This is a genomic window from Aeromicrobium alkaliterrae (assembly GCF_039529015.1).
Lineage (GTDB): Bacteria > Actinomycetota > Actinomycetes > Propionibacteriales > Nocardioidaceae > Aeromicrobium > Aeromicrobium alkaliterrae.
Genome location: NZ_BAAAME010000004.1, coordinates 739,208 through 758,904 on the forward strand (window position 1 = coordinate 739,208; position 19,697 = coordinate 758,904).

Below are 19,697 nucleotides of genomic sequence, written 5' to 3' on the forward strand. Positions count from 1 at the left end.
CCCACCGAGGCGTCCGCCTCGCAGTAGCCTGCGAGGCACGATCCAGGCAGGACACGACGGGGAGGCAGGCATGGCGCAGACGACGGCCGCCCGGTCCACGTCGGCCCGCGTCGCGTTCAAGCTCGGGCTCGGACTGCTCGGACTCGTCGCGATCGTCACCGAGGTCGCGACGCTCGTGGAGCGCGGCAGCTTCGACGCGACGCGCTTCTTCGCCTACTTCACGATCCTGAGCAACGTGCTGGTGGCCGGCACCCTGATCCTCTCGGCCGTGCTGACGGCCTCCGGCCGTGGCGCCGCGCTCGACGCCGTGCGCGGGGCCGTCACGGTCTACATCCTCGTCGTCGGCATCGGCTTCGCCGTGCTGCTGTCGGGCCTGGACGACCTGGTGTTCACGGCCGTCCCGTGGGACAACGTCGTGCTGCACTACCTGGTGCCGATCGGCGTGCTGATCGACTTCGTGGTCGACCCGCCGGAGCGACGGCTCCCGTTCGGCTCGAGCCTGGTGTGGCTCGTGTTCCCGCTGGCGTACCTCGCCGTCTCGCTCGTGCGGGGCGAGGCCTCGGGCTGGTACCCGTATCCCTTCCTCGACCCCGCGACCGACGGCGTCGCGGCCGTCGCCGTGACCTCGCTCGGACTCCTCGCGCTGGGCGCCGCACTGACGGCCGGCGTCTGCGCGCTGTCGCGCCGCGGTGCGCCCCGACCGTCAGACTGAGGCCATGCCCGCTGGACGCTACGCCCCGTCGCCCTCCGGCGACCTGCACGTGGGCAACCTCCGCACCGCCGTGCTCGCCTGGCTGTTCGCCCGCTCCTCGGGCCGCGACTTCGTGATGCGGGTCGACGACCTCGACCGGGTCCGCGAGGGAGCGGCCCAGCGACAGCTGGCCGACCTCGCCGCCCTCGGCCTCGACTGGGACGGGGAGGTGCTGTGGCAGAGCACGCGCGCCGAGGCCCATGCCGAGGCCGTCGACCGCCTGGGCGCGGCCGGCCTGACCTTCGAGTGCTTCTGCACCCGCCGCGAGGTCCTGGAGGCCCCCACCGCACCGCACCGTCCGCCCGGCGCCTATCCCGGCACGTGCCGGGACCTCAGCGAGGCCGAGCGCGCGGAACGCCGCCGCGAGCGGCCCGCCGCCGTACGGCTCAGGTCCCAGGTCGAGGCCTGGACCGTCAGCGACGAGCTGCACGGCGAGGTGACCGCCGACGTCGACGACCTCGTGCTGCGCCGCGGCGACGGAGTGCCGGCGTACAACCTGACCGTCGTGCTCGACGACGCGCACCAGGGGGTCGACCAGGTCGTGCGGGGCGACGACCTGCTGACCTCGGCTCCCCGGCAGGCCTACCTGGCGACCCTGCTCGAGCTGCCCGTGCCGTCGTACGCGCACGTGCCGCTGGCCCTCAACACCGACGGCGCCCGTCTCGCCAAGCGCGACGGCGCCGTGACGCTCGCCGAGCTGCGCGAGCGCGGCGTCGACGTCCTCTCGATGATCGGCGCCTCCCTCGGCTTCACGGGAGCGGGCCCGCAGGACTGGCTGACGGAGTTCGACCCCGAACGACTCCCCCGCGACCCCTGGGTCGTGGACCCGCCGGAGTAGAGCCGCCGTCGGCTGAGGTGCCCCCTTCGAGGCCGCTCGTTCCTCGCGGCACCTCAGGGGGCGGACGGCCAACCGTCCCCTGAGGTGCGAGGGACGAGCCTCGAAGGGGACACCCGAGCCCCGCGCCTACCCGTGCTTGGCGAGGTGCGTCTCGATGAGGTCGGTGACGACGTCGGGCCGCTCCAGCGTGCTGGAGTGCCCCGCACCGGGGATCACGACGAGGCGCGCACCCGGGATCGCGGCGGCGATGACCTCGGCCTTGGCGACGGGGGTCGCGACGTCGTGCTGGCCGGTCGCGACGAGGGTCGGTGCCGTGATCGCGCCGAGCTCGGGCAGGATCGGCTCACGGTCGGTGACCCCGTAGATCGCCTGCTGCATCCCGGAGCGGGTGACCTGCTTGAGCTGGCCCATCCACTCGTCGATCAGCGCGCGCTCGTCCGGCTCGTCGCCAAACCCGGGAGCGAACATGATCGGCTCGACCTTCGAGGCCACGCGGCCCATCCCGAACAGCCGGTAGACCTTCGCCAGGAGGCGGTAGCGCGAGACCTTGTCGGGGTCCTCCGGCCCGGCGCTGGTGTCGAGCAGCGTGAGGGACCGGACGCGCTCGGGGTGGCGCGCGGCGAGCCGCATGCCCACGAAGCCGCCCATCGACAGACCGACGTAGTGCACCGCGTCGAGCCCGAAGGCGTCGAGCACGCCGACCAGGTCGTCCGTCAGCGTGTCCATGTCGTAGCCGCCGGCGGTCGCGGGCGGGCTCTGGCCCTGGCCCCGCCAGTCGACCGTGATGCAGCGGTACCGGTCTCGCAGCGCCGCGACCTGCGGGAAGTACATCCAGCCGCTGAACAGCAGCCCGTGACCGAGGACCACCGCGGGCCCGTCGCCGCCGGAGTCGGTGACGTGGATGCGGGTCCCGTTGGTCTCGATGAGAGGCATGAGGTGCAGCGTGTCGCCTGGATCACACGATGTCCAGCACCGCCGAACCCTTGACGTAGTTTGTGAGTCATCACTAACTTAACCTTCATGTCGCCCCGCATGAGCGCCGACGACCGCCGCGAGGCGATCCTCCAGGCCGCGATCCACGAGTACGGCCGGTCCGGCATGCACGCGACCTCGACCGAGGTCATCGCCGAGCGAGCCGGCATCAGCCAGCCCTACCTGTTCCGCCTGTTCGGCACGAAGGCCGACCTCATCACCGCCGCGATCGAGTACCACACCGACGGCATCCGGACCCTGTTCCGCGAAGCCGTGGAGCAGCGTCCCCAGGACACCAGCCCCCTGGTCGCGATGGGGACGGCCTACCTCACCCTTCTGGAGCAGGACCCGAACGACCTCCGCTGCCAGCTGCACACGTGGGCCGCAGCGTCCGACCCCGACATCAAGGAGGTCGCACAGCGCACGTACCGCGCGATCTGGGCCGATGTCGCCGAGCTCAGCGGCGCATCGCCCGACGAGGTCCGGCGCTTCATGTCCTACGGCATGCTCCTGACGATCCTCGGCGCGCTCGACCTGCCCGACCTGTACGGCAACCCGCTCGAGACCCTGGAGGAGTTCTGATGATCGACGCCCTCTCCCGCCTCGTCACGGCCCGGCCGTGGCGCTTGCTCGCCGTCACCGGCGTCTTCGTCGTGGTCGCCGCCGTCGTCGGCGGACCCGTGACCGGGCTGCTCAACAGCGACACCGACTCCTTCTCCGACACCAGCTCGGACAGCTCGCTCGCCCTCGACCGCGTGGCCGAGGCCAGCGGCCTCGACGCCACCCCCTCCGTCGTGGCGCTCGTCGACACCGACGACACCGACGCCCAGGCGGCGCTTCTGGAGGTCCTGGACCGAGACGAGGCCGTGGGGCAGGTGGCCGGTGGACCCGAGGCAGGGCCGCCGTTCGTCTCCGACGACGGCGAGCGCACCTTCTACGCCGTCACCTACGCCGCCGAGGCCGACGGCGACCTCGCCACCGAGCACCTGAGGGACGAGCTGGCCCGCATCGACGGGGTCACCGTCGGCGGTGCCGCGGTCGCGTTCCAGCAGGTCAACGACCAGGTCGAGCACGACCTGGTCACCGCCGAGCTCCTCGCGTTCCCGCTGTTGTTCGTGGCCGCCCTGCTCGTGTTCCGGTCGGCCGTCGCGGCACTGCTGCCGCTGCTGGTCGGCGGGCTGACGATCATCGCCTCGATGCTCGTGCTGCGCGGCGTCAACGAGGGCCTGGAGATGTCGGTCTTCGCCCTGAACCTCATCACCGGCCTCGGACTGGGCCTGGCGATCGACTACTCGTTGTTCATGGTCTCGCGGTTCCGGGAGGAGCTCGTGCGGGTCGGGCCAGGGGCCGAGGCCGTGCGCCGCACCGTCGCCACGGCCGGACGGACGGTGTTCTACTCCGCCGTCACGATCGCCGGGGCCGGCCTGTCCCTGCTCGTCTTCCCGCTGCGCTTCCTGTACTCCATGGGGGTCGGCGTGGTCCTGGTCGCCCTCATGGCCGCCGCCGTCAGCCTCGTCGTCCTGCCCGCGATCTTCGCCGTGCTCCAGCTCCGGGTGAACGCGCTCGCCCCCGAGCGCTGGAAGCGTGCGGGTGAGGCCGAGGCGGACCCGGACCACCGCGGTTTCTGGTACCGCCTCTCCCAGTTCGTCATGCGCTTCCGTGTCGCGACCGCCGTCGTCGCCACCGTCGTCCTGCTGGGCATCGGAGCCCCGTTCCTGAACGTCAGCTTCACGGGCGTCGACTCCAGCGTGCTTCCCGAGAGCGCCTCGGCGCGGGTCGTCGACGACACGCTCCGCACCGAGTTCACCGACGCCGACTCGTCGCCGGTGCTGGTCGCCCTCACGGCCGGCGAGGGCGACGGCGCGCAGGTCGCGTCGTGGGCGCGCCAGCTCGAGGGGCTGGACGGCGTCGCAGCCGTCGTGCCCCCTCGCTACCTCGGCGACGACCTGTGGCAGCTCGACGTGCTCACCACCGGCGCTCCCCTCGACCAGGAGACGAAGGCGCTCGTCGACGACGTCCGAGCGCTCGACGCACCCGGCGAGGTCCTGGTGGGCGGCACCGCAGCGGACCACGTCGACCAGCTCGCCACGATCGCCGACCGGATCCCGCTGGCCCTGCTGATCCTCGGGGTGCTGACCTTCGTCACGCTGTTCCTGATGACCGGGTCGGTCGTGCTGCCCGTCAAGGCGCTGCTGATGAACCTGCTGACCGTGAGCGCCACGTTCGGCCTGCTCGTGATGATCTTCCAGTGGGGCCACCTGGAGAGCCTGCTGGGCTTCACCAGCGTCGGCGCGCTGAACTCGACCCAACCCGTGCTGATCTTCGCGCTCGTCTTCGGACTCTCGACCGACTACGCGGTCTTCCTCCTCACGCGCATCAAGGAGGCGCGCGACGCGGGGGCCAGCGATCGGGAGGCGGTCGCGCTCGGCCTGCAGCGCACCGGCCGCATCGTCACGGCAGCCGCCGTGCTGTTCGCGATCGCGCTCGGCGCCTTCGCGACCAGCGAAGTGGTGTTCATCAAGCAGCTCGGGATCGGGGTCGCGGCCGCGGTGCTGATCGACGCGACGATCGTGCGGGCCTTCCTGGTCCCGTCCCTCATGGCGATGCTCGGCCGGGCCAACTGGTGGGCACCGAAGCCCCTGCGCCGCCTGCACGACAAGATCGGCCTGCACGAAGGCTGAGAGGGTTTCGCCCTTCGAGGCCGCTCGTCCCTCGCGGCACCTCAGGGACCGGACCGCCCGGTCCCTGAGGTGCGAGGAGCTCTGCGACGAGCCTCGAAGGGCGAAACCCTCTCAGGTCAGAACCTCAGAGGAAGCCCTTCTCGGTCAGCCACTGCTTCGCGAGCTCCTTCGGCGAGACCTTGTCGGCGCCCTGGTTCTTCGCGTTGAGGTCGAGCAGATCCTCCGTGGTCAGCTCGGCCGAGACCTTGTTGAGGATCTCCTTGACCTCGTCGCTGGCCTTGTCGGAGTTGATCAGCGGGACCACGTTCTGCGCCGCGATGAGGCCCTCGGGGTCCTCGAGCGTGACCAGGTCGTTCTCCAGGATCGACGGGGTCGTCGAGTAGATGTCGGCGACGTCGATCTCACCGTCGAGCAGCGACTTCAGCGTCTTGGGTCCGCCGCTGTCGGCGATCGTGACGAACTCGATGCCCGTGATGCCGTAGACCGACTCCAGGCCCGGGATGCCGTACGAGCGCTCGGCGAACTCGGCATTGGCGCCCAGCGAGAAGCCCGGCACGTTCTTCAGGTCGGCGATCGTCGTCAGGTTGTTCGCCGCGGCGAACTCCGGCGTGACGTTGAGGGAGTCCTTGTCCTCGGCGGGGGCCGGGTCGAGGACCTCGTAGCCGTCCGGCACCGCGTCCTGCAGCGCCGACAGGACGTCGTCGGACGTCGTGGCGGTGGCCTCGGGGTCGAAGTAGGTCAGCAGGTTGCCGGTGTACTCGGGCAGCAGGTCGAGCTCGCCGTTCTGCAGCGCCTTGATGTAGGTCTCACGCGGACCCGTGTTGAGCGAGGTCTCGACCTTGACGCCCTCGGCCTCGAGCGCCTGGGCGTAGATCTGGCCGATGATCTCGGCCTCGGGGAACGCGGCGGAACCGATCACGATGGTGTCGGAGGCAGCGGCGTCGCCCTCGGTCGGGTCGCCGCCGCACGCGGCGAGACCGAGCCCCAGGGCGGAGACGGCGGCGATCGCCGCGAGCCGGCGCAGGCCGGTGGTGGATCGGGTCATGGGTGTTCCTTCTCTCGGTCAGACGCGTTCGGGGGTCGAGACGCGCCGGCGGGTGGACAGACGTTGGACGGCGGCGAAGAGCAGGTCGACGACGAGGGCGAGCACGATGACGACGACGGAGCCGCCCACGACGCGCGGGTAGTCGGAGACGGCGAGGCCGCTCAGGAGGAAGACGCCGAGGCCTCCGGCGCCCGGCACGGCAGCGGCGATCGTCGCGGTCGCGATGACCTGCAGGGTCGCGGTGCGGAAGCCGCCGATCAGGATCGGCAGGCCCAGCGGCACCTCGACGCGCCACAGCACCTGCCAGTGGGTCATCCCAATCGACCGGGCCGCGTCGACCGTCGCCGGGTCGACGGCCTCGATGCCCGCGTACGTGCCGGCGAGCAGCGAGGGGATCGCCAGCAGCACCAGGGCCACCAGCGCTGCCGTCAGGTCGATGCCCGAGTGCAGGGACACCAGGGTGAGGACGCCCAGCGTGGGCAGCGCTCGCAACGCGCCCGTCGACGCGACGGCGATGCCCCGGAAGCGTCCGGTGTGGCCGATGTAGAAGCCCAGCGGGATCGCGATGACCGCCGCGATCGCGATCGTCATGCCCGTGTACTGCAGGTGCTCCAGGGTGCGCGAGGGGATTCCGGCGGGCCCCTCCCAGTTCGCGGAGTCGGTCAGCCAGTCCCAGGTCTCGGACGCGACGCTCATGCAGCACCACCTCGGGCTCGACGGGCGCCACTGCTCCACGGCATGACGAGACGACCGCCCAGCACCAGCAGGGCGTCGAGCACGAGCGCGAGGGCGACGACCAGCACGATGCCGGCGATGATCTCGGCGTTGTTCTCGGTCTGGAAGCCCTCGGTGAACAGGCGTCCGAGGTTGCCGACACCGATCAGGGCTCCGACGCTCACCAGACTGACGCTGCTGACCGACACGACGCGCAGGCCCGCCAGCAGCACGGGTCCGGCCAGCGGAAGCTCGACGCGCAGCGCAAGGCCGAGGCGCCCGTAGCCGGACGCGCGGGCCGCGTCGAGGACCTGCGGCGAGACCGAGGCGAAGCCGTCGGTCGCGAACCGGGCCATGACGGCGACGGCGAAGATCGTGAGCGCGATGACGATATTGAGCGGGTCGAGGAATCCCGTGCCGATGATGCTCGGGAGGATCAGGAAGAACGCGAGCGACGGGATCGTGTAGAGGATGCTCGCGAGGCTCAGGACCGTGCCGCGCACGAGCGGGACACGGTTGCAGATCCAGCCCACGGGCAGCGCGAGCACGAAGCCGAGGACCGTCGGCACGATGCTGAGCCAGAGGTGGCTCAGGAGGTGCCCGCCGATCACGTCGAGGTTGTTGCCGATCCAGGTCATGGAGGAACCGTCAGCCCTTCAGCACGCCCGTGGCGCGGCCCTGGCCGTCGACCACGACCCGCACGCCGTCGCGCTCCTCGACGTGCAGCTCACGGCCGCCCTTGTCGAGGCCGACGAAGCTGCGCACGAAGTCGTTCGCCGGGCTCGCCAGGATGTCGGCCGGCGCCCCGACCTGCGCCCGCTCGCCGCCCTTGGCCAGGATCACGACCTGGTCGCCCAGCAGGAACGCCTCGTCGATGTCGTGCGTCACGAAGACGATCGTCTTGTCGAGCTCGCGCTGCAGCCGCAGCAGCTCCGCCTGGAGCTCGTCGCGCACGATCGGGTCGACGGCGCCGAACGGCTCGTCCATCAGCAGGATGTTGGGGTCGGTCACCAGCGCGCGGGCCACGCCGACGCGCTGCTGCTGCCCGCCGGAGAGCTGGTGCGGGTACCGGTCGGCCAGCGCGGTGTCGAGGCCGACGGTCTCCAGCACCTCGAACGACCGGCTGCGCGTCTCGGCGCGGCTCACGCCCTGCAGGCGCAGCACGGTGCCGACGTTGTCGAGGACCGTGCGGTGCGGGAGGAGGCCGGAGGCCTGCATGACGTAGCCGATGCTGCGGCGCAGCTCGACGGGGTTGCGCGAGGCGACGTCGACGTCGTCGATCAGCACCTGGCCGCCGGTGGGCTCGACCATGCGGTTGACCATGCGCAGCAGCGTCGTCTTGCCACACCCCGACGACCCGACGAACACGGTGGTCGAGCGCGAGGGGATCACCAGGTCGAAGTCGGCGACGGCGGCGTTGCCTCCCGGGAAGGTCTTGCTGACGGAGCGGTACTCGATCATGCGGGCCTCACAGACGCCGGTGGGGCGAACCCACGGGTTCGACGGTCCGGAACAGTGTGGGCGCGGTCGGTCCGGCTGGCAACTGGACGTCTCACCCGGTGACGACCTGCTCGACGGCGGTCGGACCTGCGACGACGGGAAGGCCCGCGTCCCGCCAGCCGTGCAGGCCGCCCTCGAGGTCGCCGGCCCGCAGGCCGAGCGACGTCAGCGCCGCCGCCGCGAGCGACGACGTGTAGCCCTCGGTGCACACCACGATCCACTGCTGGTCGTGCGACGCCTGGGGCACGGCGGCGCCGGAGTCGGGGTGCAGGCGCCACTCCAGGTGGTTGCGCTCGACGATCAGCGAGCCCGGGATCTCGCCGTCGGCCTCGCGCTGCCACGCAGGTCGGATGTCGACCAGCTGCGCGCCGTCCTCGACGAGTCGCGCCGCCGCGGCCGGCGGGTACCGGTCGATCGTGCTGCGGGCGTGGTCGAGGAGGGCGTCGACGGAGGCGAAGGTGCCGCTCACGAGGCGTGCCGCTGGGTGACGACCTCGGGGGCCGGGGCCTCGGGGTCGTCGGTCCACGCCGAGGCCAGCTTCACGAGCTGGCCGTTCTCGGCGTCGTAGTAGTTCATCTGCTCCAGGGGCGGCGAGTACGCGTGGACGCTGACCGCGGTGCGCGACTCGACGTTGCGGACGTCGTGCACGTAGTGCTCGCCGAAGACGACGGTGTCGCCCTCGCCGCGCACCGTCTCGCGGAGCTCGTGCGCGCCCGGGGTCCAGACGGCTTCGCTGAGCTCGCCCTCGACGACGGTGTACGCCCCCGACGAACCGCCGTGGTCGTGCAGCTGCGTGCCCTGGTCGGTCGTCCAGCTGATCAGCCACACGTCCACCTGGTCGTCACGGCGCAGGCGGACGTGCCAGCGCTCGTCGGCGTCCGCGTGCACCTCGTGACAACCGCGACGCACCTCGTCGGCGACCTCCTGGGTGAGGTCGACCAGCTCGGCGAGACTCAGAGCGGGTGCGGTGACGCGGCGGACGGACATGGCTCCATGGAACCTGTTTCGCAGCGTCCGCAGCACCGATCTCGAACTCTGGGACGCTGGTCCACGGCCACCGCGATGAGGTAGCGCGTTCACGAGGGGGTCGTTTTGATCCCGGCCGACCCCATGGGCTAATGTTGCCTCCGCGGTTCGCCGCAGCATGAGGCCCCGTGGCGCAGTTGGTTAGCGCGCCGCCCTGTCACGGCGGAGGTCGCGGGTTCGAGTCCCGTCGGGGTCGCCAGAATGCATCGAGGTCCACACCGCCAGGTGTGGGCCTCGATGCATTCTGGCGTCCGACGGGGCGAGGACGCGCGAAGCGGTGGGGGTACCTCCCAGCCCCGAGCGCCAGCGAGGGGCGAGGGGGATCGAGTCCCGTCGGGGTCGCCATCACGACAGCCCACACCACCTGGTGTGGGCTGTCGTCGTCTCCGCCCTCCCTCCGCCGACGGGCGGTGAGACAGAGACCTGTCCGCGGGGTCGGCGGTGACCTAGGGACGAGTCCCGGCGCCCCACTGGTCCCTATCTCACCGCCCGCCCGGGGGACAGGTCCCTCACTCACCGCTCCGGGGTGGGGTGGCGCGGGGTGTCGGTGGGCGCTGGCAGGCTTCAGGGCATGGACGACCAGGACCGCACGACGACCTACGCCGCCGAGGACATGGTGACCTCCTGGCTCGACGCCGTCTCGCCCGAGACCGGCCAGGTCCAGGTCACGTCCCAGCGCGACGACCACCGCGGGCAGACCACGTACTCCCCCGAGGTCGAGCCGCGGTTCACCCGGCCCTCCGAGGTGGCGCCGTTCGTCGAGAAGGTGCTGGAGCGGCTGCAGGCCCAGGCCCGCCAGTACGGCTCCCCGTACCGCGGCCGCGAGCAGCGACCCGTGCGCGTCATCGCCCACGCGGGCTGGAAGAAGGCCAGCTACAGCGACGGCTTCATCCGCCTCCCGGCCCGCGAGCGCGGTGGTTCCTGGGCACTGCGCGGGTTCGTCGTGCTCCACGAGCTCGCCCACCACCTCAACACCGGCATCGACGGCGCCATCATCGACGTGCACGGCGAGGGGTTCCGCGCGACCTTCGTCCAGCTGCTTGAGGACATCGGCTGGATCCAGATCGCCGAGATGCTGCGAGAGGCGTATGCGCAGGTCGGGCTCGATCGCCGTCAGGGCGCCGACGACGGGATGCTCGAGAAGGTCGGCAAGCTGCTCCGTCACGCCGAGGGAGCGTCCACCGAGGCCGAGCGCGACGCCTTCTTCTCGAAGGCCCAGGAGCTGGCCACGGCCCACTCGATCGAGCTCGCCGTGGCCCGTGCGGCGCACGAGCAGGGCACGGCCGACCGCACCCCCACCTTCGAGAGCGTCCGACTCGGGCACCGCGGCCAGCAGTCGAACGTGCGGTTCATCGGCCTGATCCTGGCCATCGCCCGCACCAACGACCTGCGGTGCAGCATCCGGCGCGACAACACCGGGGTCACGCTGTACGGGTTCGCCAGCGACATCGAGGTGGCACGGATGCTCTACGTGTCGCTCGTGGTGCAGATGGTGGCGGACGCCGACGCCTACATCCGCTCCGGCGCCCACCGCCCCGTGCACGGGCGCACGGCTCGCGCGGCGTTCTACACGGGGTGGACCGACCGCATCGAGTGGCGGCTCCACGAGGCCAGGCGCGCGGTGCTGGCCCTCTCGGGCGTCAGCGCCGAAGCGGGCACCACCGGGGCCGAGCGGCCAGGCACGACCGCCCTGGCCCTGATGGCCAAGGAGGTCGAGGTCGACGACTACTACGCCGCCACGGCTCGTGAGCACGGGGTCTCGGGCACCTGGAGGGGCGCCAGCGACGTCCACGACGCGCGATCCGCCTCGCGCGGGCAGGCCGCCGCCGACCGTGCCCGACTGGGCGACCAGAAGGTCATCTCGGCCTGAGCCCACCATCCGTCGCGCGTGGCACCGGTCTCACCGCTCGGTCGGCGGGAAGGTTGCGGAGCGGACTGACGTTGGATGTCGGCATGAGCACTTCTGCGACGCGTGACGCCTTCGTCCTGGACGAGGCCACCCTGGACCTGTTGTTCCGCGAGGCCCGCACGGCCAACACCTGGACCGACGAGCCCGTCTCGGTCGACCAGGTGCGCGAGGTCTTCGAGCTGATCAAGCTCGGGCCCACCGCCGCGAACAGCCAGCCGCTGCGCCTCCTGCTGGTCGAGAAGGGTCCGGGCCGCGACCGCCTGGTCCCCCACATGTCGGGCAGCAACAGCGCCAAGACCGCGGCCGCACCGCTGGTCGCGGTCGTCGCGGCCGACACCGACTTCCACGAGCGTCTGCCCGAGCACTTCCCGCACTCCCCCGACGCGAAGACCTGGTTCAGCGACGACGAGGCCCGTGAGCGCAACGCGGTCTACAACGCGGCGCTGCAGACGGCGTACTTCATCATCGGCCTGCGCGCGGCGGGCTTCGCCGCCGGTCCGCAGTCAGGCTTCGACAAGGCCGGGGTCGACGCGGAATTCTTCGCGGGCACGACCTGGAAGAGCCAGCTCGTCGTCAACATCGGCCACCCGGGCGAGAACGCCTGGTTCGACCGGCTCCCCCGCATCGCGGCCGACGACGCGATCCGGGTCGTCTGAGGCCCGCACCGATTCGTTCGCACCGACGGCCATCGAGTAGAGTGGCGGTCGCTCGCCGCGAGGCGGGCACGGCCAGGTAGCTCAGTTGGTACGAGCGACCGCCTGAAAAGCGGTAGGTCGCCGGTTCGACCCCGGCCCTGGCCACCAACGAGAAAGACCCCCGCGCTCGCTGCGGGGGTCTTTCTCGTCTGTGGTCGCATGCCGCGGAAGTTGCCGCCCCCTGAGGTGCGAGGAACGAGCCTCGAAGGGGCACCGCCCGCCGGGTCGGCCCTGGCCACCGGGATGCCGACCTTGACCCGGGAGGGCACGATGGAGGTTTCCGCAGGCCGAGGAGGACCCATGACGGACACGACCGCCAGGCCGGCACGCGAGGTCTACGTGGCCGCGCTGGAGACCCCGCCCGCCGAACGGCGTCGCCTGGACTGGCTCCGGTGGCCCACCCGCATGATCGCGGCCGCGCTCGGCGTGCTGGACGAGCCCTCGTTCGGCGACGTCGTCGTGCGCCGCATCGACGACGCCGCCGAGGTCATGCGCCTGCCCGTCACGGGAAGCGAGGAGACGGGCATCCTGCTCGACGACGTCCGCGGCGACCTCGAGACCTTGAGCGCCGACGAATTCGCCGAGCGCTGGACGATCTCGGCCTAGGGCGACGAGCAGCACCGAACCGCCGACGCAGGCTCCCCGGCGCCGCCATACTCGGAGGATCCTGACGAGAGGCGCACCGTGGCGAGGATGTCCGACCTGGAGTCCGTCTTCTGCCGCACCCCCCTCTGGCGGGTCACCGCGCGCCGGCTCGTCGTGCCCCGCGTGCTGGAGGGCGCGGTCGGGCCGCGGGTGCTGGAGATCGGCTGCGGCAGCGGCGCCATGGCCGCCGAGGTGCTGCGGTCCCGCCGCGACGTCACGCGCTACCTCGCGACCGACGTCGACCCGGCGATGGTGGGCCTCGCCGCCCGCCAGCTCGCCACGTTCGGCGAGCGAGCGGAGGCCCGGACGGTCGACGCCGCGGGCCTGCCGTTCGACGACGCCACGTTCGACACGGTCTGCAGCTGGCTCATGCTGCACCACACGATCGAGTGGGAGCAGGTCGTCGCCGACGCCGTGCGGGTGGTTCGGCCGGGTGGCCGGTTCGTCGGCTACGACCTCCCGGACTCCCGCCTCGGCCGCGCGGTGCACACGCTCACGCGGTCGAGGGTACGGATGATCGCCGCGGACGACCTGGCCGCCGAGCTCTCGCGGCTGGGCATGTCCGACGTGGTCGTGGAGCCTCTCGGCGTCGTCGGCGCCTACCGGTTCTCCGCGACGCGCTGAGGTCGCCACCGGCCGCCGTTGCAGCGTTTTCAGGTCTGGAGAAGTGTCCGAGCCCTGCCGTAGGTTCGAGCCATGAGCGATCACCTGAGCGCCGAGCGCGCCGACCTCCTCGAAGCCCTCAGCAAGCACCGCGAGCTCTTCCTCGGCACGGTCGAGGGGCTCACCGACGAGCAGGCACGGCTCACCCCCACGGCCAGCGAGCTGTCACTGGGCGGGCTCGTCAAGCACGTCACCGCCACCGAGGCGGAGTGGGTCTCGTTCGTCACCGACGGCCCGTCCGACGGGCCCGAGATCGACTGGGCGAACGTCGACTGGAGCAACCCTCCGGCCGAGGTGCTGGCCTACCAGGACCAGTTCCGCCTGACCGGCGACGAGACGCTGGCCGGCGTCGTCGCCGAGCACCGTCGGGTCGCCGCGACCACGGAGGAGCTCGTCCGCACCGTCGACCTCGACGCCACGCAGCCGCTGCCGGCCGCCCCCTGGTTCGAGCCCGGCGCCGCCTGGACCGCCCGCCGCACCTTCGTGCACCTCGTCGCCGAGATCTCCCAGCACGCCGGTCACGCCGACATCATCCGCGAGACGATCGACGGCCAGAAGTCCATGGGCTGACCCGCCCCGTCACGGGCGGTGGATCTGCCACGGAATGCGGGCAGCTCCGGGGTGGGCGGTGAGTCTTCCACCGCATGAGCGCCCATTCGGTGGAGGATCCACCGCCCTAGGTGGAACACTCACCGCCCAACCCTGCCGGGGTCAGCGGCGCGGGAGGACCAGGTCGTCGGGGTCGGTGACCTCGTCCTGGGGCGTCCAGCCGGGCGGGCCGAACAGGTAGCCCAGCTTGTCGCGGAAGCGGTGCGCGCCGCGCACGTCGCGGGCGATGTCGACGTAGTCGCCGTACTGCAGCTTGAGGATGTTGTACGTCTCGACCTTCTTCGTCAGGCCGTACGTCGGACGCTGCACCTCCTTCGCGAAGGTGCCGAACATCCGGTCCCAGATGATGAGGATCCCGCCGTAGTTCTTGTCGAGGTACTCCGGGTCCGAGCCGTGGTGCACGCGGTGGTGCGACGGGGTGTTCATCACGTACTCCACGGGCCGCGGCAGCCGGTCGACCATCTCGGTGTGCACGTAGAACTGGTAGATCAGGTTGAAGCCGAACGCGACGTACAGCGTCCACGGCGCGAAGCCCAGCAGCGGCAACGGCAGCCAGAAGAAGAACTCGAACCACGGGTTCCACTTCTGCCGCAGCGCGGTGCCGAAGTTCATGAACTCGCTCGAGTGGTGCGCCTGGTGGCCCGCCCAGGCGATGCGCACACGGTGGCTGAAGCGGTGGTGGAAGTAGTAGCCCAGGTCGACGCCCAGGATCACGAGCACCCAGTACCACCAGGTGTCGGTCGGCAGCTCCCACAGCGCGAGGTACGCGAACACGGCTGTGAAGCCGAAGAACGTAAAGATCTTGAACGCCGTCAGGAACACCAGCGACAGCACGCCCATCGAGATCGAGGCGCGCGCGTCCTTCATCGCGTAGCCCGTCGTGTTGTCGTCGTGGTCGAGCCACTTCAGCGCCGCGAGCTCGATCAGGATCGTCAGCAGGAAGAACGGCGCGGCGTACGTGACCGGGTTCTTGAGCGGGTCGAGCAGGTCTTCCATGACGATCTCCCTGGGCGAAGCGCGATATGACTCTGCGGTAAGTTACCACGAAGTCATACCCTCGGCTAGAGTGTCCGCATGGCCAGATCGAACGCCGGCACCAAGGGCGTGCCACGCGCCGAGCGGGAGCAGCAGATCCTCGCGGTCGCCTCCCTCGCCTTCGGCACCGACGGCTTCGCGGCGACCAACCTCGCCGACGTGGCGGCCGACGCCGGCATCTCGAAACCGCTGATCTACAACTACTTCGGCTCCAAGGAGGGCCTGTTCGCCGCGTGCCTCGACGAGGCCGGCGACCTGCTGGCCGGCGAGATCGAGCGCATCGCGCGCGGCGACGCGGTCGGCATCGAACGCGGCATCCGCACGCTCGACGGCATGTTCGCGGTGCTCGACGAGCAGCGTCACCTGTGGCGCCTCCTCCACGACCGCACCGCTCCCCCGAACGGCGCCATCGCCGACGTCGTCAGCCACCACACCCAGCGCATCGACAAGCTCGCCCACGAGGGCGTCACCGAGCTGCTCGCCCTGGCCGGCGACACCGACGAGCGCGACATCTCGGTCATGACCGCCGCGTGGCTCGGCATCGTCGACTCGCTGATGGACTGGTGGGTCGCCCATCCTGACGAGACGGCCGCCCAGATGAACGACCGCGTCACCCGGCTGTTCACCGCACTGCTGACCGACATCGTGCGGGGGCAGTCATGAGCGAGCAGAAGGTCGTCGTCATCACGGGTTCCTCCAGCGGCATCGGCGCCGAGGCCGCGGTGCAGCTGGGCGAACGCGGCTGGACCGTGTGCCTCCTGGCCCGCCGCCAGGGCGAGCTCGAGGAGGTCGCCGCGCGTGTCCGCGCCGCCGGGGGCACCGCCAGCACCTACCCCGTCGACCTGACCGACGACGCCTCCACGCTCGCGGTCGTCGCTCAGGTGCTCGCCGACCACGGGCACGTCGACGTGCTGGTCAACAACGCCGGGCGCTCGATCCGCCGGTCGATCCGCAACTCGCTCGAGCGACTGCACGACCACGAGCGCGTCATGGCCGTCAACTACTTCGCCGCGATCCGCTTGACCCACGCGCTGCTGCCGTCGATGATCGAGCGACGCCGCGGGCACGTCGTGTTCAGCTCGACGATGTCGACGCAGGTGCCGATCCCCCTGTTCTCGGCCTACCTCGCCAGCAAGAGCGCCCTGGAGTCGTACGCCCGCTCGCTCATGGCCGAGCTCGGGCACGAGGGCATCACGACGACGATCGTGTACTTCCCGATGGTCCGCACCGAGATGTCGGGCGCGACCTCGATCTACGCCGCGATGCCGATGATGACCCCCGCCAAGGCCGGCGGGTGGCTGGTCAAGGCCACGATCGACCGCCCGTCGCGCGTCACCAGCCTCGGCGGCGCCCTCGGCCAGGCCGGCATGTCGGTGCTCCCCGGAGTGCTGACCAAGGTCGTCACCCCGCAGATCCGGCGCATGGACAAACGCCTGTCCCGCAAGGTCCGCGACCACTGACGGCGGCGCGCCACTAGTCTTCGGCCATGAGCACGGTGCAGCACCCCCGGTGGATCCTGACGCTGGAGGACGTGCTGACCCGGCCCCGCGTGGAGCGCGCCGTGCTCGTGATGACGCTGTTCAGCGCCGCACAGGTCGGCGCCTCCCTGCTCTGCATCTGGCTCGTCGGCCACTCCGGCCAGGTCCGCATGAGCTACTTCGCACCCGTCGTGCTCGCCGGGGTGATCGGTGTCATCGTGAGCGCCGTCGTGCTGGCCTTCTTGGCGCCGCGCGACCCCGAGGGCCGGACCCTGCCCTCACGCCTCGCCCTCGCGGCCACCGCGCTCGGATACAGCCTGTTCGGCGTCGCGATCGCCTACATCTTCGGCTTCTGGGCGTCACCGTTCCTGCTGTTCCCCGCCGTCACGGGACTGCTGTTCGGCATCCTGTTCGGCCGGACGTTCGGCATCATCTCGATCGTCGGAGCGGTCGGGGTGACGGCGATCATCGAGGGCCTCAGGTTCGGCGGCCTCATCGACTACGCACCGGCCCTCGTCGAGGACTCCGTGCAGGGATCCGGCACGCTCGAGCGCCTCCTCGGCACGGGCGGCCCGCTCCTGGTGTTCGTGGTGGCCGCGATGGTGCTCGCCTTCGGCACGCTGGCCGTCGTCGACCACCAGCGCGAGGCCCTCGCCCGGAGCCACGAGCTGATCCGCACCTACGTGCCCGCCCAGGTGGCCGACGCGGTGCTGGAGCACGGCGAGACCTCGACCCGGCTCGAGCGCCGCAAGATCACGGTCTTCTTCTCCGACATCGTCGGCTTCACCGAGACGACCGAGCGCATGGAGCCGGAGGACCTCGCGCTCGTGCTGGGCGAGTACTTCTCCGAGATGGCCCGCATCGCCGCCCGACACGACGGGACGATCGACGAGCTCGTGGGCGACGCCGTGCTGATCTTCTTCGGCGCCCCCACGGCGACGACCGACCGCGACCACGCCCTGCGCGCGATGCGGATGGCCATCGAGATGCAGATCGCCGTCGACGGGCTGAACGAGCGCTGGGAGCAGGCCGGGCTCGACGTCGTGTTCCGCATCCGGATGGGCGTCAACACCGGCGTCGTCGCGGTCGGGAACGTCGGTTCCGGAGCCCGCCAGAAGTACGCGGCGATCGGCAGAGCCGTGAACCTCGCGTCGCGGATCCAGAGCGAGTGCCCGCCTGGCAGCGTCCTCATGACCCGCGCCACCTGGCTGCTCGTGCGCGAGGAGTTCGAGGCCACCCAGCACGGCGAGGTCGAGCTCAAGGGCGTCGGTCGCACGACCCCCCTGTACGCGATCACGCCCGAGGCCGCCGGCACGCAGCCCGAGGCCGACGGGCCGCTGGCGAGCGAGATCGAGCCGCCGCAGCGAGGATGAGGCATGACCTCACCCCAGCCGGCTCGATCATGAGCGACGGACGCCGTCGCTCGACCCACCTGGCCCGCGGCCTCGCGATCACGGCCCTCGGCTGGATCCTCGTGCTCGCCGGTGTCGCGGCGATCTTCCTGCCCGGCCCCGGCCTCCTCCTGCTCGTGGCCGGTCTGGCGGTGCTGGCCAACCGCTACGAGTGGGCCGAGCGACGGCTCGAGCCGGTCAAGGTCATGGCCTTCAAGGCGGCCGCGGACGGCGTGCAGACCTGGCCCCGCATCCTGGGCAGCGTGCTCGGGGCGCTGCTGCTCGGCGCCGCCGGGGTGGTGTGGGGCCTGCGCCCCGACGCCCCTGACTGGTGGCCGATCGCAGACCGGTGGTGGCTGATCGGCGGCTGGGGCACGGGCGCCACGCTCATCCTCTCGGCCGTGATCGCCCTCGGGTTCATGGTCTACAGCTTCCGGCGGTTCCGCGGGATCCCCGACTACGAGGCCGCGGCCGAGCGCGAGGCACGCGAGGACTGATCGGCTCCCGCCAGGGCGGCGCGGCGGTACAGTCGAGCCGGAGCCGCACCACCCCGCGACTCCCACCCACAGGCGCACACCCCCGCGCCCGTCCCGACAGGAGAAGCCATGTCCTTCGACGCCCACGTCTTCGCCCACCCGCACGAGCAGGTCGTGTTCTGCCACGACCGCGCCAGCGGCCTACGCGCCATCATCGGCCTGCACTCGACGGCCCTCGGCCCGGGCCTCGGCGGCACCCGCTTCCACCCCTACGCCAGCGAGGCCGACGCCCTCGCCGACGTCCTCGCGCTGAGCCAGGGCATGGCCTACAAGAACGCGCTCGCGGGTCTCGACCTCGGCGGCGGCAAGGCCGTCATCATCGGCGACCCGACGACTGACAAGACCGAGGCGCTGCTGCGGGCCTACGGTCGGTTCGTCGAGACCCTCGGTGGCCGGTACTTCACGGCGTGCGACGTCGGCACGTTCAGCCCCGACATGGACGTCATCGCCCGAGAGACCTCGTACGTCACTGGCCGCACGGTCGAGCACGGTGGCGCCGGCGACTCCTCGGTGCTGACCGCCTTCGGCGTCTACCAGGGCATGCGCGCCAGCGCCCAGCACACGTGGGGCGACACCTCGCTGGCCGGCCGCACGGTCGGCATCTCGGGCGTCGGCAAGGTCGGCCGCCACCTCGTGCAGCACCTGGTCGACGAGGATGCGCGCGTGGTCGTCACGGACGTCAGCCGAGGCGCCCTCGACGCCATCACGACGGCCCATCCGCAGGTGCGGGTCGTCGACTCGACCGAGGCGCTGGTCGCCGAGCCGCTCGACGTCTACGCCCCGTGCGCCCTCGGCCACGCCCTGAGCGACGACGTCGTCGGGACCCTGTCGGCCCGCATCGTCTGCGGTGGCGCCAACAACCAGCTCGCCCACGACGGCACCGCCAAGCTGCTGACCGAGAAGGGCATCACCTACGCGCCCGACTACTGCGTCAACGCCGGCGGCGTCATCCAGGTCGCCGACGAGCTCGACCCGAGCGGCTTCAGCTTCGAGCGTGCGAAGGCCCGGGCGACCGGCATCTTCGACACGACGCTCGCCGTGCTGGAGCGGGCCGCGGCCGAGGGCGTCACGACCGCGGAGGCCGCCGACCGCCAGGCCGAGCAGCGCATGCGCGACGTCGGCCGCCTGAAGAACATCCACCTGGGGCGCTAGGGCGCGGGGCTGCGGAACCCCCTTCGAGGCTCCTCGTTCCTCGTCGCACCTCAGGGG

The 19,697-nt window shown here is 71.2% G+C and carries 22 protein-coding genes and 2 tRNA genes; 16 read left to right on the forward strand and 8 right to left on the reverse strand.

Going from position 1 to position 19,697, the window contains the following annotated elements:
- Positions 1 to 70: 70 nt before the first annotated feature.
- Positions 71 to 712: a Pr6Pr family membrane protein gene (locus ABD127_RS11680; protein ID WP_344201570.1), complete on the forward strand. Its 642-nt coding sequence runs from the start codon at positions 71 to 73 to the stop codon at positions 710 to 712.
- A gap of 4 nt (positions 713 to 716) precedes the next feature.
- Positions 717 to 1,589 carry a tRNA glutamyl-Q(34) synthetase GluQRS gene (gene gluQRS / locus ABD127_RS11685; RefSeq protein WP_344201573.1) on the forward strand — a complete coding sequence of 291 codons (873 nt, stop codon included), beginning with the start codon at positions 717 to 719 and terminating at the stop codon, positions 1,587 to 1,589.
- A 126-nt stretch (positions 1,590 to 1,715) separates the two neighbouring features.
- On the opposite strand, the gene ABD127_RS11690 is transcribed toward gluQRS, so the two are convergent.
- Positions 1,716 to 2,522 (reverse strand): alpha/beta fold hydrolase, encoded by an 807-nt coding sequence (locus ABD127_RS11690; RefSeq protein ID WP_344201575.1) that lies wholly within the window; start codon positions 2,520 to 2,522, stop codon positions 1,716 to 1,718.
- A 99-nt stretch (positions 2,523 to 2,621) separates the two neighbouring features.
- On the opposite strand from ABD127_RS11690, the gene ABD127_RS11695 reads away from it, so the two are divergent.
- Both ABD127_RS11695 and ABD127_RS11700 read left to right on the forward strand, forming a co-directional pair.
- The gene (locus tag ABD127_RS11695; protein ID WP_344201578.1) at positions 2,622 to 3,143 is read left to right on the forward strand and encodes a TetR/AcrR family transcriptional regulator; all 522 of its coding nucleotides are present in this window, start codon (positions 2,622 to 2,624) and stop codon (positions 3,141 to 3,143) included.
- Positions 3,143 to 5,242, forward strand: coding sequence for an MMPL family transporter (locus tag ABD127_RS11700; RefSeq protein ID WP_344201581.1), 2,100 nt, complete (start codon positions 3,143 to 3,145; stop codon positions 5,240 to 5,242). Before ABD127_RS11695 ends, ABD127_RS11700 begins: the two co-directional genes overlap by 1 nt.
- 124 nt (positions 5,243 to 5,366) lie before the next feature.
- Here the strand turns inward: ABD127_RS11700 and ABD127_RS11705 are convergent, their stop codons facing one another.
- The 6 genes from ABD127_RS11705 to ABD127_RS11730 all read right to left on the reverse strand — a co-directional run bounded on the left by ABD127_RS11705 (position 5,367) and on the right by ABD127_RS11730 (position 9,488).
- Positions 5,367 to 6,287, reverse strand: coding sequence for an ABC transporter substrate-binding protein (locus ABD127_RS11705; protein ID WP_344201584.1), 921 nt, complete (start codon positions 6,285 to 6,287; stop codon positions 5,367 to 5,369).
- Between the two features lie 18 nt (positions 6,288 to 6,305).
- Positions 6,306 to 6,983, reverse strand: coding sequence for an ABC transporter permease (locus tag ABD127_RS11710; protein ID WP_344201587.1), 678 nt, complete (start codon positions 6,981 to 6,983; stop codon positions 6,306 to 6,308).
- Positions 6,980 to 7,639, reverse strand: coding sequence for an ABC transporter permease (locus tag ABD127_RS11715; protein ID WP_344201590.1), 660 nt, complete (start codon positions 7,637 to 7,639; stop codon positions 6,980 to 6,982). The genes ABD127_RS11710 and ABD127_RS11715 overlap by 4 nt, the downstream gene beginning before the upstream one ends.
- A gap of 10 nt (positions 7,640 to 7,649) precedes the next feature.
- A complete protein-coding gene (locus tag ABD127_RS11720; RefSeq protein WP_344201593.1) occupies positions 7,650 to 8,462 on the reverse strand; it encodes an ABC transporter ATP-binding protein in 813 nt (270 codons plus the stop codon).
- 91 nt (positions 8,463 to 8,553) lie between these two features.
- Positions 8,554 to 8,970: a rhodanese-like domain-containing protein gene (locus ABD127_RS11725; RefSeq protein ID WP_344201596.1), complete on the reverse strand. Its 417-nt coding sequence runs from the start codon at positions 8,968 to 8,970 to the stop codon at positions 8,554 to 8,556.
- Positions 8,967 to 9,488, reverse strand: a complete 522-nt coding sequence (locus ABD127_RS11730; RefSeq protein WP_344201599.1) for a cysteine dioxygenase — start codon at positions 9,486 to 9,488, stop codon at positions 8,967 to 8,969. Before ABD127_RS11730 ends, ABD127_RS11725 begins: the two co-directional genes overlap by 4 nt.
- Before the next feature lie 161 nt (positions 9,489 to 9,649).
- On the opposite strand from ABD127_RS11730, the gene ABD127_RS11735 reads away from it, so the two are divergent.
- From ABD127_RS11735 to ABD127_RS11765, 7 genes are all read left to right on the forward strand, one after another.
- Positions 9,650 to 9,726 (forward strand) — tRNA-Asp (locus ABD127_RS11735).
- 372 nt (positions 9,727 to 10,098) lie between these two features.
- Complete coding sequence (locus ABD127_RS11740) at positions 10,099 to 11,397, forward strand: DUF7168 domain-containing protein (RefSeq protein WP_344201601.1); 1,299 nt, start codon at positions 10,099 to 10,101, stop codon at positions 11,395 to 11,397.
- Positions 11,398 to 11,480: 83 nt separating this feature from the next.
- Positions 11,481 to 12,092, forward strand: coding sequence for a malonic semialdehyde reductase (locus tag ABD127_RS11745; protein WP_344201603.1), 612 nt, complete (start codon positions 11,481 to 11,483; stop codon positions 12,090 to 12,092).
- Between the two features lie 70 nt (positions 12,093 to 12,162).
- Positions 12,163 to 12,239: transfer RNA gene (locus tag ABD127_RS11750), tRNA-Phe, on the forward strand.
- Positions 12,240 to 12,431: 192 nt separating this feature from the next.
- Entirely contained in the window at positions 12,432 to 12,737 is a 306-nt protein-coding gene (locus ABD127_RS11755) for a hypothetical protein (RefSeq protein ID WP_344201605.1), read from the forward strand.
- An 87-nt stretch (positions 12,738 to 12,824) separates the two neighbouring features.
- Positions 12,825 to 13,400 (forward strand): class I SAM-dependent methyltransferase, encoded by a 576-nt coding sequence (locus tag ABD127_RS11760; RefSeq protein ID WP_344201608.1) that lies wholly within the window; start codon positions 12,825 to 12,827, stop codon positions 13,398 to 13,400.
- Positions 13,401 to 13,472: 72 nt separating this feature from the next.
- Positions 13,473 to 14,009 (forward strand): DinB family protein, encoded by a 537-nt coding sequence (locus tag ABD127_RS11765; RefSeq protein WP_344201611.1) that lies wholly within the window; start codon positions 13,473 to 13,475, stop codon positions 14,007 to 14,009.
- A 141-nt stretch (positions 14,010 to 14,150) separates the two neighbouring features.
- Here the strand turns inward: ABD127_RS11765 and ABD127_RS11770 are convergent, their stop codons facing one another.
- Entirely contained in the window at positions 14,151 to 15,044 is an 894-nt protein-coding gene (locus ABD127_RS11770) for a sterol desaturase family protein (protein ID WP_344201613.1), read from the reverse strand.
- Between the two features lie 78 nt (positions 15,045 to 15,122).
- Here ABD127_RS11770 and ABD127_RS11775 point away from each other — a divergent pair, with 78 nt between their 5' ends.
- The 5 genes from ABD127_RS11775 to ABD127_RS11795 all read left to right on the forward strand — a co-directional run bounded on the left by ABD127_RS11775 (position 15,123) and on the right by ABD127_RS11795 (position 19,640).
- On the forward strand, positions 15,123 to 15,746 hold the full coding sequence (locus ABD127_RS11775) for a TetR/AcrR family transcriptional regulator (protein ID WP_344201616.1): 624 nt from the start codon (positions 15,123 to 15,125) through the stop codon (positions 15,744 to 15,746).
- Positions 15,743 to 16,543 (forward strand): SDR family NAD(P)-dependent oxidoreductase, encoded by an 801-nt coding sequence (locus ABD127_RS11780; protein ID WP_344201619.1) that lies wholly within the window; start codon positions 15,743 to 15,745, stop codon positions 16,541 to 16,543. The genes ABD127_RS11775 and ABD127_RS11780 overlap by 4 nt, the downstream gene beginning before the upstream one ends.
- A gap of 26 nt (positions 16,544 to 16,569) precedes the next feature.
- Positions 16,570 to 17,934: an adenylate/guanylate cyclase domain-containing protein gene (locus ABD127_RS11785; protein ID WP_344201621.1), complete on the forward strand. Its 1,365-nt coding sequence runs from the start codon at positions 16,570 to 16,572 to the stop codon at positions 17,932 to 17,934.
- A gap of 29 nt (positions 17,935 to 17,963) precedes the next feature.
- The gene (locus tag ABD127_RS11790; RefSeq protein WP_344201624.1) at positions 17,964 to 18,449 is read left to right on the forward strand and encodes a PGPGW domain-containing protein; all 486 of its coding nucleotides are present in this window, start codon (positions 17,964 to 17,966) and stop codon (positions 18,447 to 18,449) included.
- Between the two features lie 108 nt (positions 18,450 to 18,557).
- Positions 18,558 to 19,640, forward strand: coding sequence for a Glu/Leu/Phe/Val dehydrogenase dimerization domain-containing protein (locus tag ABD127_RS11795; protein WP_344201627.1), 1,083 nt, complete (start codon positions 18,558 to 18,560; stop codon positions 19,638 to 19,640).
- Positions 19,641 to 19,697 lie beyond the last annotated feature (57 nt).

Coding starts and splice junctions, on each gene's coding strand:
- ABD127_RS11720 (WP_344201593.1), bottom strand. CDS start 8,462: ATGATCGAGTACCGCTCCGTCAGCAAGACCTTCCCGGGAGGCAACGCC.
- ABD127_RS11730 (WP_344201599.1), bottom strand. CDS start 9,488: ATGTCCGTCCGCCGCGTCACCGCACCCGCTCTGAGTCTCGCCGAGCTG.
- ABD127_RS11770 (WP_344201613.1), bottom strand. CDS start 15,044: ATGGAAGACCTGCTCGACCCGCTCAAGAACCCGGTCACGTACGCCGCG.
- ABD127_RS11780 (WP_344201619.1), top strand. CDS start 15,743: ATGAGCGAGCAGAAGGTCGTCGTCATCACGGGTTCCTCCAGCGGCATC.
- ABD127_RS11695 (WP_344201578.1), top strand. CDS start 2,622: ATGAGCGCCGACGACCGCCGCGAGGCGATCCTCCAGGCCGCGATCCAC.
- ABD127_RS11775 (WP_344201616.1), top strand. CDS start 15,123: ATGGCCAGATCGAACGCCGGCACCAAGGGCGTGCCACGCGCCGAGCGG.
- ABD127_RS11790 (WP_344201624.1), top strand. CDS start 17,964: ATGAGCGACGGACGCCGTCGCTCGACCCACCTGGCCCGCGGCCTCGCG.
- ABD127_RS11715 (WP_344201590.1), bottom strand. CDS start 7,639: ATGACCTGGATCGGCAACAACCTCGACGTGATCGGCGGGCACCTCCTG.
- ABD127_RS11755 (WP_344201605.1), top strand. CDS start 12,432: ATGACGGACACGACCGCCAGGCCGGCACGCGAGGTCTACGTGGCCGCG.
- gluQRS (WP_344201573.1), top strand. CDS start 717: ATGCCCGCTGGACGCTACGCCCCGTCGCCCTCCGGCGACCTGCACGTG.
- ABD127_RS11740 (WP_344201601.1), top strand. CDS start 10,099: ATGGACGACCAGGACCGCACGACGACCTACGCCGCCGAGGACATGGTG.
- ABD127_RS11705 (WP_344201584.1), bottom strand. CDS start 6,287: ATGACCCGATCCACCACCGGCCTGCGCCGGCTCGCGGCGATCGCCGCC.
- ABD127_RS11760 (WP_344201608.1), top strand. CDS start 12,825: ATGTCCGACCTGGAGTCCGTCTTCTGCCGCACCCCCCTCTGGCGGGTC.
- ABD127_RS11710 (WP_344201587.1), bottom strand. CDS start 6,983: ATGAGCGTCGCGTCCGAGACCTGGGACTGGCTGACCGACTCCGCGAAC.
- ABD127_RS11765 (WP_344201611.1), top strand. CDS start 13,473: ATGAGCGATCACCTGAGCGCCGAGCGCGCCGACCTCCTCGAAGCCCTC.
- ABD127_RS11795 (WP_344201627.1), top strand. CDS start 18,558: ATGTCCTTCGACGCCCACGTCTTCGCCCACCCGCACGAGCAGGTCGTG.
- ABD127_RS11785 (WP_344201621.1), top strand. CDS start 16,570: ATGAGCACGGTGCAGCACCCCCGGTGGATCCTGACGCTGGAGGACGTG.
- ABD127_RS11690 (WP_344201575.1), bottom strand. CDS start 2,522: ATGCCTCTCATCGAGACCAACGGGACCCGCATCCACGTCACCGACTCC.
- ABD127_RS11680 (WP_344201570.1), top strand. CDS start 71: ATGGCGCAGACGACGGCCGCCCGGTCCACGTCGGCCCGCGTCGCGTTC.
- ABD127_RS11745 (WP_344201603.1), top strand. CDS start 11,481: ATGAGCACTTCTGCGACGCGTGACGCCTTCGTCCTGGACGAGGCCACC.
- ABD127_RS11700 (WP_344201581.1), top strand. CDS start 3,143: ATGATCGACGCCCTCTCCCGCCTCGTCACGGCCCGGCCGTGGCGCTTG.